This is a genomic window from Parasphingorhabdus sp., assembly GCF_039982395.1.
Lineage (GTDB): Bacteria > Pseudomonadota > Alphaproteobacteria > Sphingomonadales > Sphingomonadaceae > Parasphingorhabdus.
Window position 1 is genome coordinate 1,047,298 of sequence record NZ_JBDWYO010000001.1, and the last position, 12,642, is coordinate 1,059,939.

At 53.3% G+C, this 12,642-nt stretch carries 12 protein-coding genes, 1 tRNA gene and 1 pseudogene; 9 read left to right on the forward strand and 5 right to left on the reverse strand.

Annotation, left to right across the window (positions count from 1 at the left end):
* Positions 1 to 128: 128 nt before the first annotated feature.
* The 4 genes and pseudogenes from ABJV08_RS05275 to ABJV08_RS05290 all read left to right on the forward strand — a co-directional run bounded on the left by ABJV08_RS05275 (position 129) and on the right by ABJV08_RS05290 (position 2,582).
* Positions 129 to 677, forward strand: coding sequence for a TspO/MBR family protein (locus ABJV08_RS05275; protein WP_348037514.1), 549 nt, complete (start codon positions 129 to 131; stop codon positions 675 to 677).
* 45 nt (positions 678 to 722) lie between these two features.
* Positions 723 to 953, forward strand: a pseudogene (locus ABJV08_RS05280) (accessory factor UbiK family protein); the annotation flags it as partial.
* A gap of 316 nt (positions 954 to 1,269) precedes the next feature.
* Positions 1,270 to 1,776 (forward strand): YbjN domain-containing protein, encoded by a 507-nt coding sequence (locus ABJV08_RS05285; protein WP_348037516.1) that lies wholly within the window; start codon positions 1,270 to 1,272, stop codon positions 1,774 to 1,776.
* Positions 1,776 to 2,582, forward strand: coding sequence for a pyrroline-5-carboxylate reductase (locus tag ABJV08_RS05290; protein WP_348037518.1), 807 nt, complete (start codon positions 1,776 to 1,778; stop codon positions 2,580 to 2,582). The genes ABJV08_RS05285 and ABJV08_RS05290 overlap by 1 nt, the downstream gene beginning before the upstream one ends.
* 21 nt (positions 2,583 to 2,603) lie before the next feature.
* Here the strand turns inward: ABJV08_RS05290 and ABJV08_RS05295 are convergent, their stop codons facing one another.
* Positions 2,604 to 3,116: a MarR family transcriptional regulator gene (locus tag ABJV08_RS05295; protein ID WP_348037520.1), complete on the reverse strand. Its 513-nt coding sequence runs from the start codon at positions 3,114 to 3,116 to the stop codon at positions 2,604 to 2,606.
* Between the two features lie 102 nt (positions 3,117 to 3,218).
* On the opposite strand from ABJV08_RS05295, the gene ABJV08_RS05300 reads away from it, so the two are divergent.
* The 5 genes from ABJV08_RS05300 (at position 3,219) to ABJV08_RS05320 (ending at position 9,110) form a co-directional block, all read left to right on the forward strand.
* Complete coding sequence (locus ABJV08_RS05300; protein ID WP_348037522.1) at positions 3,219 to 4,322, forward strand: branched-chain amino acid aminotransferase; 1,104 nt, start codon at positions 3,219 to 3,221, stop codon at positions 4,320 to 4,322.
* Positions 4,323 to 4,407: 85 nt separating this feature from the next.
* Positions 4,408 to 4,482, forward strand: a tRNA-Gln gene (locus ABJV08_RS05305).
* A 239-nt stretch (positions 4,483 to 4,721) separates the two neighbouring features.
* On the forward strand, positions 4,722 to 5,417 hold the full coding sequence (locus ABJV08_RS05310) for a response regulator transcription factor (RefSeq protein ID WP_348037524.1): 696 nt from the start codon (positions 4,722 to 4,724) through the stop codon (positions 5,415 to 5,417).
* A 62-nt stretch (positions 5,418 to 5,479) separates the two neighbouring features.
* Positions 5,480 to 6,787 (forward strand): FecR domain-containing protein, encoded by a 1,308-nt coding sequence (locus ABJV08_RS05315; RefSeq protein ID WP_348037526.1) that lies wholly within the window; start codon positions 5,480 to 5,482, stop codon positions 6,785 to 6,787.
* 49 nt (positions 6,788 to 6,836) lie between these two features.
* Positions 6,837 to 9,110: a CHASE2 domain-containing protein gene (locus tag ABJV08_RS05320; protein ID WP_348037528.1), complete on the forward strand. Its 2,274-nt coding sequence runs from the start codon at positions 6,837 to 6,839 to the stop codon at positions 9,108 to 9,110.
* A 1-nt stretch (position 9,111) separates the two neighbouring features.
* Here the strand turns inward: ABJV08_RS05320 and ABJV08_RS05325 are convergent, their stop codons facing one another.
* From ABJV08_RS05325 to ABJV08_RS05340, 4 genes are all read right to left on the reverse strand, one after another.
* Positions 9,112 to 9,663 carry a hypothetical protein gene (locus tag ABJV08_RS05325; protein WP_348037530.1) on the reverse strand — a complete coding sequence of 184 codons (552 nt, stop codon included), beginning with the start codon at positions 9,661 to 9,663 and terminating at the stop codon, positions 9,112 to 9,114.
* 84 nt (positions 9,664 to 9,747) lie between these two features.
* Positions 9,748 to 9,918, reverse strand: a complete 171-nt coding sequence (locus tag ABJV08_RS05330; protein WP_348037532.1) for a hypothetical protein — start codon at positions 9,916 to 9,918, stop codon at positions 9,748 to 9,750.
* Between the two features lie 65 nt (positions 9,919 to 9,983).
* On the reverse strand, positions 9,984 to 11,357 hold the full coding sequence (locus ABJV08_RS05335; protein WP_348037534.1) for a 3-deoxy-7-phosphoheptulonate synthase class II: 1,374 nt from the start codon (positions 11,355 to 11,357) through the stop codon (positions 9,984 to 9,986).
* A 119-nt stretch (positions 11,358 to 11,476) separates the two neighbouring features.
* Entirely contained in the window at positions 11,477 to 12,586 is a 1,110-nt protein-coding gene (locus ABJV08_RS05340) for a cell wall hydrolase (RefSeq protein ID WP_348037536.1), read from the reverse strand.
* Between the last annotated feature and the right edge of the window lie 56 nt (positions 12,587 to 12,642).

Below are 12,642 nucleotides of genomic sequence, written 5' to 3' on the forward strand. Positions count from 1 at the left end.
TGGAGGGAGCCTTGGTATCGACGGCATAACGCTGGCAAAATGCCGAGAAATTGTTAAAAGCAAAGGCGTTTCAGGCATTCTCATGCTTGGACGATTCGTGAAATTATTCGATCAAGGATTCTGCCCCTGTGAATCAAATTGCTTCAAAAGGTCAGCTGCGGATGTCTTTGCTGCGTTGGATATTGTTCATCGTGCCGATTACCGTGCTGATCGGCTTTGGTATGAGCCAATTTGCCAATTCCGGTGAAGAAAATCGCTGGTTTCAGGCGTTGACCAAACCGGCTTTGCAGCCGCCGGGCTGGGCTTTTGGCGCTGCATGGGCCTTGCTTTACACAATGATGGGGACAGCCTTTGCGATGGTGCTCCATGCCCGCGGTGCGCCATTGCGAGGCCCAGCGATCATTTTATATCTGGTGCAATTCTCGCTCAACCTGTTCTGGCCGATCTTGTTTTTTGGCATGCATCAAGTCTCCGCTGCATTTTGGTTGCTGGTCATTATTTTTGTGATGGCACTCGCCACAACGGTGGTTTTTGGTCGTATTCGTAAGGCCGCAGCATGGTTCATGATACCTTATCTTGCGTGGCTTTGCTTCGCTGCGGTGCTCAACAAACAGATAGACTGGTTGAACCCCGGGGCGGAGACCCTTGTGGTTCCGGCTGCAAGAACCCAGATATAATAGACATTTTTTGGTCCTGCGGGGCCCATGACGGAGTATAATGATATGCAAAGCCAGAACCGCTTTTTCGATGACCTTTCCAAAGTCCTCAATGGTCTCGCTGGAACCGTGGCCGGTGTTGGCCGTGAAGCCGAAGCCGGCGCCAAGGAGCGGGCCAAGGAATGGTTCGGTGGCATGGACTTTGTGTCTCGCGATGAATTTGAAGCGGTGAAGGAAATGGCGGCCAAAGCAAGGGCCGAGGCTGATGCGCTCAAAAAACGTTTGGATGCACTGGAAAAAGACACTGCTGCTCCCGTCAAAAAAGCGCCAGCAAAGTCTGCGGCTAAAGCGGCAACAAAGACAGCCACCAAGACAGCTGCAAAACCGGCGGCGAAGCGGACCGCTACTCGCAAGCCTGCGGCCCGCAAACCGGCTGCACGGAAGACCGCTTCCCCTAAAACCGGCAGCTGACCTCTGCCGCTGATTGCCTATTGATCAGCGTTCATTATCCACAGCGTTCCCACAATCAATGTGGAGGCCGACGCTGCGCTGGCTTGCTCTGGCCCGGCGAGTGGGCCACTAGACCTTTAGATGCAATGGATCTGGAACCGCAATGCTTGACGACCAATGGGAAGAGCTTGATCAGGATGAAGCGCCGCCCGTGGATATGCTGGCGGCCTTTTTCGAGGCGCGTGGCTGGTCGGTAGATCATGTTGGTGACGATGAACTGTCGGTCGAGATAAAGGGCAATTGGACGAGCTATCAGATGCGTGCCATCTGGCGGAACGAGGATCACGTCCTGCAAATATTGCTATTGCCAGAACTTCGCGTTCCCGAAGATAAGAAAACAGTGATTTACGAAACGCTTGGGCTGATCAACGAGCAGCTTTGGCTGGGCCATTTTGATCTTTGGTCGAACAACAATATTCTACTGTTTCGCCATGCGACCCTGCTTGGCGGCAGCGGGATGTTGGGACTCGATCAAGCACAGACGATTGTCGATCTGGCGATTGAAGAATGGGAACGTTTCTATCCCGTCTTTCAATTTGTATTGTGGAGCGACAAGAGCCCACAGGATGCCATTGAACATGCCATGGTCGATACGGCCGGCGAAGCGTAATGATCTGGCCTGACCGTATCTGGATCGTCGGTTGCGGCAATATGGGCGGAGCGATCCTCCAGGCCTGGCTGGACAATGGCGCACCCGCCGAGAATATCACCGTTATCAAGCCCAATCAGACCCCGCTGCCCGGCGGATTGCAATCCCGGCCGGACTATCCGGACGGCCCCGCGCCAGACTTGGTCATGCTGGCAATGAAGCCCTATCAATTGGCGGACGTCGCAACGAAGCTGGCGCTGCTGGTTGGGGACACGAGCAGGATAATATCCGTATTGGCGGGTACAGAAATCGACATATTGCGTCAGAATTTGCCAAGTTCCGGTACAATTATACGGCTCATGCCCAATATGGCCGTGACCGTTGGTAAATCACCGATGATATTGATCGCGGAAAATGATGACGAGACAGTGCGCGAGGACATGAACGCGCTTTTCTCCCCTCTCGGCGCACCGGAATGGCTGGATGATGAAAGCCAGATGCATATTGCGACAGCACTGTCCGGTTCCGGCCCTGCCTTTGTGTTTCGCTTCATTGATGCATTGGCCCTGTCGGCTGCGGAACTGGGGATGGATCCCGATCAGGCTGCTCGGCTGGCCTTGGCAATGGTGGACGGGGCAGCAACATTGGCGGCAGGTTCCGACGTTGACCCCGGCGTATTGGCCAGTCAGGTCGCTGGTAAGGGCGGTACAACCCGCAAAGGCCTCGACGTGATGGATGAAGATGGCCGGGCCAATGCTCTGCTCCATGATGTTTTGAACGCAGCGATGAAGCGCAATATAGAAATGGCAGAAGAAGCCAAAAACTAACCCTGTTTCAGGCGTCTCGTGTCAGGCTTTGTCGCCGCGCAGGTCAAACACCATCTTGCGATCGCTCTCAGGCACCAGGCCTTCCAAAACATGCCAAAACCCCGACACGGATTCTTGGCCGGCAGAAACATAAGCGGACGAGAGCTTCTCCCGCAGCTGACGAAATAGCTCTGCTTCCAGATCCGCCCCTTTCTGGGTGAGGCTTAACAGTTTCTGGCGCCGATCGACGATACCAGGCGATGTTAGAATGAAATCGCGTTCCAACAATTCTTTGACGACCCGGCCGAGTGATTGTTTGGTGATTGCCAGCAGCTTAAGCAGTTCGCCAACGGTTAGGTCTGGCTGCCGTGCAATGAAATATAAAGCCCGATGGTGCGCCCGACCGAGACCCTGTTTGGCAAGCTCCTGATCAATGGCATTGGTCAGGCGGGTATAGCCGAAATAGAGCAGCTCGACGCCGCGCCGGACTTCGTCCTCGCGCAGAAAAAGCGGTGAGGCGCCGGGGGATATGGCAGGGCGAGATACGTCAGTCATGTTGACGTATCTTGACAGGCTGATTAGAGGATTGCAAGACAATTGGATTATGCTTCCAATTCTTCCATTGGTTGGCATGTTTCACAGCGAAAGCAGCAGTATATGGCCGTGACAGAGGACCTTGAATTTAGTCTAGAACCCAGCACTTCTCCTGTTGCCGACAGCGAACGCGACAGACTTTTGGAGAACCCGGGCTTCGGGTCTTTGTTTACCGATCATATGGCGATGATCCGCTATACGGAAGGCGATGGCTGGCATGACGCCCGCATTGCGAAGCGGGAACCCATCATGATGGATCCTGCTTCTTCCGTTTTACATTATGCTCAGGAAATTTTTGAAGGGATGAAGGCCTATCGTCTTGCCGATGGCGCGACGGCTCTATTCCGGCCCGAAGAAAATGCGAAGCGGTTCCAGGCATCGGCGCGGCGCATGGCAATGCCGGAATTGCCGCAGAAGCTGTTTCTCGAATCGGTCGAAAAGCTGGTCGAAATCGACCGGCAGTGGTTTCCTTCTGTCGACGGGGGTTCTTTATATTTGCGGCCTTTCATGTTCGCCAGCGAAGTGTTTCTCGGCGTTCGCCCCGCAAAAGAATATCTCTATATGGTCATAGCCTCTCCCGCTGGCGGCTATTTCAAGAGCGGGGCGTCGGCGATCACCATCTGGGTGTCCGACGATTATAGTCGCGCAGCACCTGGCGGTACTGGTGCGGCAAAATGTGGTGGCAACTATGCCGCCAGCTTGATCGCCCAAGCAGAAGCCATTGGCAAAGATTGTGACCAGGTGGTGTTCCTTGATGCTGCCGAGCATAAGTGGGTGGAAGAATTGGGCGGCATGAATTTGTTCTTCGTGATGGACGACGGTACATTGGTGACGCCTCCGCTCGGCGGCACGATCCTGCCCGGTATAACCCGCGAATCGATCATGACACTGGCCCGTGAAGAAGGACTGACCGTGGTTGAACAACCCTATGCGATGGATCAGTGGAAAGCGGATGCGGCCAGCGGAAAGCTTCTCGAAACCTTCGCTTGCGGCACTGCAGCAGTGGTCACGGCAGTTGGAACCGTACGTTCGGACGACGGCGAATTTACGATTGGCGGCGGCGGCCCCGGCCAGTTGACAGAGAAATTACGGCGGCGGTTGGTTGATATTCAGTGCGGCAATGCACCGGATGATCACGGCTGGGTTAAAAGGTTGTTTGAAGCTTAGATAAACTGCCTCTTGCCCCTTGCGAGCAAACTGGATAATAGGCCCGTTCACCAGCGTGGCCCTGCAATTGTAGGGGCGCCAATATTGGGGTGTCGCCAAGTGGTAAGGCAGCGGCTTTTGATGCCGCCATGCGCAGGTTCGAATCCTGCCACCCCAACCAAATCTTCCTAAGATATTCCGATTGATCTCCCAACCGTGCCCAGGCGCTGCATGACGAGGATGTGATGAATTATTTTTAGTTTGTTACCCCCGTTTAACCCCCCTATATGTAAATGATTGTAAATACGTGCGCTAATGCTGGTAAAACCGGTCGATATGATTGTAAAACGCTGAACATAAAGCCACCTAAATGAGCGTGTTACCCATGGGTTTCGTTGGATGGCCGTGAGGAGAATGGAAATGCGTGTAGCGATAGCTGATGATGATTCGGAGATTATCGATTTTTTGGGGAAAATCGTCGAAGGGCAAGGCCACGTCTATGCGGGTTATCCGGATGGGACTGCGCTCTCAAACGGTTTGCTTCGGGATACATTTGATCTGGTGATTCTTGATTGGAATATGCCAGGTAAAAATGGCATGCAGATTTTGGAATGGATGGAAGGCGCGGTTGAAGATCGTCCACCTGTGATGATGATGACCAGCCGAACGGCAAAGCAAGACATTAGCGATGCGCTCAATGCGGGTGCCGACGATTATATTACCAAGCCAGAAGACAAAGGCGTCATTGCCGCCCGCATCAATGCGTTGCTACGCAGGAATAGCGGCGCGTCCGCAATGGAAACGACAGCTGAATATGGCGACTATCTGCTTAACCGCATCGAGCAAACCGTTACGCACGGCGGCAAAGAAATTGCTCTGACAGCGAAAGAGTTTGAACTTACCGATTTGATGTTTCGCAACCGTGATCGGACCTTGTCACGGCGATATATCATGGAGACCGTTTGGCGCACAAACGCCCATCTCGCTACCCGTACCCTCGACATGCATGTTTCTCGGATTCGGTCCAAGCTATCATTGAAGCCAGAAAACGGGTTTCGGATTTTTACGGTTTTCGGCTATGGGTATAGATTGGAGACGCTTGGTAACGGAGGGTGATTGTGTCTGAAAGCTTCAGGGATTTGATTCCATCATCAGGCCTGCGCCTTTTGGCCGTTTGCTTGGCCTTTGGACTAGTTCTCGCGCCAAGCGAAGCATCCGCTCAAAAGAAATCGAATGCGGATCAAGTCCCCTATGTGTTTGAGCGTGGTGATACACTGATAGATTTCGCCGACAAATATTTGCGCAAACGATCAGACTATTTCGCTGTCCAACGCATCAATCATATTGCCGACCCTCGCAAAATTTCGATCGGAAAACGGCTGCGGATTCCTGTGAAACTACTTAAATATCGTCCGAGCGAGGCTAGTCTAAGTGCGTTTCGAGGGGCTGTTGCGATAAGCAGTGGCGGCCGTAACATGACCCCTTCCGTGGGGCTAGATATCGGAGAGGGTAGCAAGATTTCGACTGCCGCGCGCAGTTTTTTGACGCTGCGGCTTGAAGACGGATCGAAGGTTTCTTTGCCCTCAAACAGCCGCGTCCGGATCAGTCGTTTGCGGCATATCCTGCTGACCGATAGCATTGATTACGAGATTGCCGTCGACAAAGGCCGCATTCGGTCCAAAGTCGCACCCTTGAAAAAGAAAGCAGACCGTTACCGGGTCCGGACGCCGGTCGCTGTTTCCGCGGTCCGCGGTACGGATTATCGCACCCGAGTCGACGAAGCGTCGGGCACGGCGTTTTCCGAAACAGTAGAAGGTGAAGTGATTGTTGCTGCTGGAGAAGACCTAAACAAAGGCGGAGCGATTTCTGTACCTGCCGGCACCGGAGCGGCTGCTGCTGTCGGTGGTAAGCTCGCCAAAGCTGAATTGCTCTCTCCACCGGAACTATTGGACCCGGCCAAGGTTCAGTCTGAATCTGAACTTCGGTTTGCGTTAGCGTCGGGAGGATCGGCGATCGGTCATCGCATCATCATTGCATCCGATGCCGGCTTTGTGGATGTGGTCGCAGAAGCGCAAGGACAAGGATCAGGAATCCAGATTCCTGCAATTCCAAACGGACGATATTTCGCGAAGATGACCGCATTGTCAGCGGATGGGTTTGAAGGCATGCCTGCTGCTTATTCCTTCAAGCGCCAGCTCAGCACTCTGGGTGGAAGCGCCGACGCAGGTGATTTTGGTTACCGCTTTAAGTGGGGCGGCAAAGGCGAAGGGCAAAGATTTTACCGCCTCCAGATCCTGAAGGACAGTAAAACGACTGTTCCGATTGTTGATGAAGCGGGACTAATGCACAGCGCTGTGACGTTATCAGATCTCGCGGACGGGGACTATTTTTGGCGCGTGGGGGTGATTCAATTGTCTAGCGATCAGACAGACCATGAAGCGATCGAACAATGGACCGATTTCGAGAAATTGACCGTCACCAACTAGCTATCAAGGCTAGGGCCTTGCTCGACTTTCTATGGAAGAATAATCACCGATGAAATTACGCCAACGTTTGGTTTTGGAATGGTTGGCCGTGGCGTTTCTCGCATCTTTGGTGGTTTTGATCCTGATCCATTGGGACAGTATCTCTCGCTTTGACAATCTGGTTTATGATCAATTGTCAGAGATCGATCGACCGGTGCCGCAACCTGACATTCTGATTGTTCAAATTGATGAAGACAGTCTGGCGGCTTTTGGAAAATGGCCATGGCCGCGCAACCGGCATGCTGAATTGTTTGAGCAGCTTGCCAAGGGGAAGCCGAAAGCGATCGGTTTTGATATTCTATTGAGCGAACCCGGAGCACCGGATGATGATGCGCAATTGGCGCGTGCTATGGCCATTAACAGCGGGTTGTTCTTGCCACTGCATTTCGTTTTTCCCGGCAGAGATGGCGCTGAATATGATGTCAAATTGCCGATCGGAGCTTTCGCTGATGTAGCTAGCGGTCTGGGTAACGTGAACTTGACGCTCGATGCAGATGGCCTTGTGCGTCGTTCGGCCTTGTGTTTCGGGGATAAGATGTCTGAATCAAACTGGCCGCATTTGATGGAAAAAATCTATCGGTCGGTGCATGGTCGGCCGTCCCCGGCATTCAATCGTATCCAAGATTGCGAAGAAACTATGCTGGTGCCCTTTGCACAACGCGGTGGATATCAATCCGTATCTTATGCGGCTCTGGCCAATGGGGATGTCCCGCTGACTTTTCTGAAGGACAAGATCATTTTGATTGGCGCGACTGCAAATGGCCTGGGGGATCAATATTCAGTTCCGCTTGGCGATGGCGGAACACTCGCAGGGGTTGAAATCATGGCCAATCTTTACGGTGCGATTGTCCGGGATGATTTGGTACGGCCAATTTCATTTGGTCCGCAAGTACTGCTTGCGCTTCTGCCGGTCTGGATATTGCTGTTCGGGTTCTGGCGATGGCATCCGCGGACCACGATCATTGTCTCGTTTGCCCTGATACTGGCGATCTTGGTAGCGAGTGCGACCTTCCTGCAATTTGCCCTCTGGTTTGCCCCGGGAGCCGCCCTAGTGGGTGTCATTCTGGTCTATCCGATATGGGGTTGGCGCCGGTTGCAGGCGACCAGCGATTTTATGGATAGCGAGTTGAATAATTTTCATCGTTCAAAAATCGACATTCCAATCATGCGGCCGGAACTCGGTCCCGTCGATGTTATCACAGGCCAGGCGGAACAGCTGACACATGCCATTTCGCATGTCCGTGATTTGCGGCGGTTTATTGGCGACGCGCTCAGAAACCTCCCCGACCCGATGTTCATTACGGATCTTGAGGATAAGGTCACGTTCGTCAATCAACTGGCTCAGACCGGGGTGGAAGACGGAGCGCAGGAACTCGCGCTGGATGATATGCTCAATCGCTTTGTATCCCTTGATGACCTTCAGGAGGTTAAGGATTATCTCGACCTGAAAAACCGGCCAACAAAGCAAGATTATGTAGAGTTCACCTCACTTGACAGTGAAATTTTCGCAATGCGGCGCGCGCCCATTGTCTCGGATGAAGGATCATTGAAGGGATATATCCATTATCTGGCTGATATCACCGAGGTCGCGCATGCCGCCGAGCAGCGGGAGCAAGTGTTACAACTTCTATCCCATGATATGCGGGCACCCCAGGCCGCCATTCTCGCTCTTCTCGATGGGGAAGCGGCGAATGATATCACCGGTCGGATCGAAGGACATGCGCGACGCACGTTGGCGCTGGCGGACAATTTTGTCGGATTGGCTCGAATAGATTCCAGCGAGTTTGCTGGAGAAGATGTATTGCTAGCGGAACTGGTTGCGGAGGCTAATGACAGCCTATGGCCTCTTTGCAAAACGCGAGGGATCCAATGCGAAGTCGATGACCAGTCGGATGGGGCCTTCGTGAGCGGTGAACCCTCTACGCTCTATCGTTCGTTCGTCAATCTTATCGACAATGCGATCAAGTATAGCCCAGAAAATGGTGTAGTGGCTGTGGCAATTCGAGTGACCGAATTAGACCGACAGCCATTTGTGTCTGTCGCGATAGCTGATCAAGGCGAAGGTATTTCTAAAGAGATGCTGGGACAATTGTTCGAGCGGTTTGCCAGTGATGACAGCATGGCCCATTCCTCGATAAAAGGTGCAGGACTGGGATTGAACTTTGTCGCCAAAGTGATGGAACGCCACGGGGGGCATATCCGCGGTGAAAATCAGAGGGACGGGGGCGCCCGCTTTACCGTGCTTCTGCCGTTGGCTGCTGAAATTGAAGAAAATGAGGAGTGATTTAGTCCGTGCCCAAGCGGCTATGCGTTGCACTTCGCGGTGCCTCACTCACATCGGTATCCAAACCGGACAGAGCGGATTTGGCCAAAAAAGGCAAAGATTTCTGGATGGTGCCTTTACAATGATATTCTGACGCATTGCCCGAATATAGTTTTGATCCACGGGCCTGGTCGAAAAGGTTTACTGTCAAACGATGTTCGCGGTCTTGGCAAGATTGGAGAGGCTTCGCTTTCTTGGCAATCGCGATCGTCTCTTCTGCGGTCTTGTCTCCCGCATTTATCGAAAAGTTGGCTAGCCGGTCAGACAGCCCGACATGGACCAATATCGACGCATTCGGAGTGAGCTGATAGCCTTTGGCACTCAGAGATTTTGCGACGACATCGCGAGCGAGCGCTAGATCTTGGTTAGCCACAGCGTCTAAAGAGGATATGGTAAATTGCTTCTCTGCAGGAGAGGCGATCACCTGATGTGTTTGAACACGCGTTTGAATCGGACCGGAGCAACCGGAAACCGCTATAGAGCCTGCTAATATCCATGAGAGTGATTTGATCATCACGTTCTCCACCCGCTTTATAAGCGCGGTTGATAGTCTGCCGGTTCGTAAAAGTCACGCAAATTGGACCGGCGTGAAGGGAGCCTATCGCGTGAGTGCGTAGTAGATCACATAGAGCCACGATAAGAACCCATGGAAAATGGCCCATAGAATCGATTTGTGTGTGGTGAAGCTGATAGCGATCGCCAGTGCACTGCCAAATCCGACGCCTTTGCTCACAATCCCTTTGCGAACATAGGTGGCTCCTCTGCTCATGGGAGATTCTCCAGGTGCATAATCCTCCGGGCGCATTCGCTCTGGTCGCGTTTTTTCAACCATGATCAGGCCGCTTCCTGCGAGCGTTCGGACAGTTCCTGGTTGAGCATTTCTGCTAGTAGGAACGCGAGCTCCAATGATTGCGCTGCGTTGAGGCGCGGATCGCAATGAGTATGGTAGCGATCGCCGAGTGATGCATCGGTTATTGCGACACCGCCGCCTGTGCATTCGGTAACATTCTGCCCGGTCATTTCGCAATGGATGCCGCCTGCAAACGTACCCTCCGCTCTATGTACGGCGAAGAAACCGCGCACTTCGGCAAGAATACGATCAAATGGTCGGGTCTTGTATCCGCTGTCCGCCTTGATGACATTGCCGTGCATCGGATCGCAGGACCAGACAACCGGATGGCCTTCCCGTTTAACTGCTCGGACAAGTGGTGCCAGGCCGCTTTCGACCTTGTCATGTCCAAAGCGTGAAATCAGCGTAATCCGGCCGGCTTCGCGCGATGGATTGAGCGTGTCGAGCATTTTCAAAAGCGCATCTGGCTCGAGTGAGGGGCCGCATTTCAAACCGATCGGATTACCAATGCCGCGCAGAAACTCAACATGAGCAGAGCCTTCGAAACGGGTTCTGTCTCCAATCCAGAGGAAATGGGCGCTGGTGTCATACCATTCTCCGGTCAGACTGTCTTTTCGTGTCAGAGACTGCTCATAAGGCAGCAACAGTGCCTCGTGGCTGGTGTAGAATGATGTGGCTTTCAATTGCGGCACGGTGTCAGGATTGATCCCGCAGGCCTCCATGAAGGAGAGCGCTTCGCCGATCCGATCAGCCATTTCTTCAAATTTTTTCGCCCATGGGCTGCGAGCCATGAAATCATGGGTCCAACCATGGACTTCCTTAAGATTTGCGTATCCGCCCGTGGAGAAGGCACGGAGCAGGTTGAGTGTCGCAGCTGCCTGATTATAGGCGCGGACCATGCGATCCGGGTCGGGATCACGGCGATTGCTATCAAATTCAATGCCGTTGATTATGTCGCCGCGGTAGCTGGGTAGTTCAACACCATCCTGCACTTCAACATCAGAAGAACGTGGTTTCGCGAATTGACCGGCCATGCGACCGACTTTGACGACGGGCAGCTTCGAGGCATAGGTGAGCACGACGGCCATCTGCAAAATGACGCGGAAGGTATCGCGAATATTGTTCGGATGAAATTCTGCAAAGCTCTCTGCACAGTCGCCGCCCTGGAGCAGGAATGCTCGGCCGGCAGCGGCTTCGGCCAGGTCTTTTTTCAAGCTACGCGCTTCACCGGCAAAAACCAGTGGCGGGTAGCTGCCAAGCAGCTCCTCTGTTTCCGCCAGTTTGGCGGCGTTAGGATATTCGGGCATATGCAGCCCTTTGAAATCCCGCCAGCTATTTGCCGTCCAATTTGTCGCCATTAGAGCGCTCCGCTTCATTTCCGATAAAATCGAGAGCCTTTAGGCGGGAGTGGCGGGTTAAGGCAAGGAAAACCCATTGTTGGTTGCCAGCGAAACTATTGAGAAATGGCCGCTCTGGTCTATCCTCCGGGTTTTTTCTTCCAGGTGCCGCTGTTGCGAAATTCTGGCTTGATCTGACTGACATTGGGCAGGTTCTGCCCAGCATAGGCTTTGTCGCCGCCTTTGGCTTGCGCTTCATTGCTATAAGCGGGAGCCTGGTAAGAACGGGGGGCGTTGACATCTAGCGCCGGAGCAGGTCGATCGTGCCGTCTGGCATTGTCGGCTTGCAAGGCCGCTTTTTTCTCCGACTTGGCGGCTTCCGCTTCGGCTTTGCGTCTGGCTGTTTCATAGGCTTTTTCCAATGCAATGGGATCAAGCGATGATGTGCCACCATTTTTGGCGGTAGCAGCATAGTTCCGAGGTTTCGGTGCTGCCAAAGGCTCGCGGCCACGATATTTCTGGCTGAACGCGCTGGCTTTGCCGGCCTTGCCTTTCCAACTATAGAAGCGGTGTGCACCCACCGTCCCCAGGAAGCGCAGGCTTGGTGCCCAATAGGGATAGACATAGGTCGCGTGATAATGGGTAGCAGTGCCGACCGTCGTATAGCTTGTCCCGGCGAGCGCCTCAGCCGCGACCTTTCGAGACCGATCCCAATGAAAACGAGCAGGTTTGCGGCGGAGCGAACCGTCGCACGTATATGAAAACTGACAACCTGTTTTCCGTTCGCTGCCTTGATAAATTACGCCGCATACTGTGCTCGGATAGCTGGGATGGCGAACCCGGTTCAATATTACCTGCGCCACACCACGTTGGCCGGCATCGGGTTCCATTCCTGCCTCATAATAGATCGCTTGGGTTAGACAATGCAGTGCCCGGCTATTGTCGATTGCTGATCCCCGAAAGGCCATTGGTCGAATGAGATGCGCCGGTGATGTTTGATCCCGATCATTTTGGGTCAAGCGGGATAGTCCATCGATCGCTTCTTCTCCCGGTTCCGCGAGAAGATCGCTGCCTATGTCACCGTAGTTCTGCGGGATCGCATAGTTGGGATCAATGAAGTAGAATGCCGAGCCGGCGAAATTTTCTTCTGCGCGTTCGACCGATTGCAGTCTGGGATCGCTCGGATTGAATTGTTGTGCATCCACACTGGATTGCGGCAAAGTCGCGGGAATCAGTATCAAACTGATCATGAAAATCGCGGTCAATATGCGTTCGCGAGCTGTCATTTTCAAAAGGGAACGCTGTT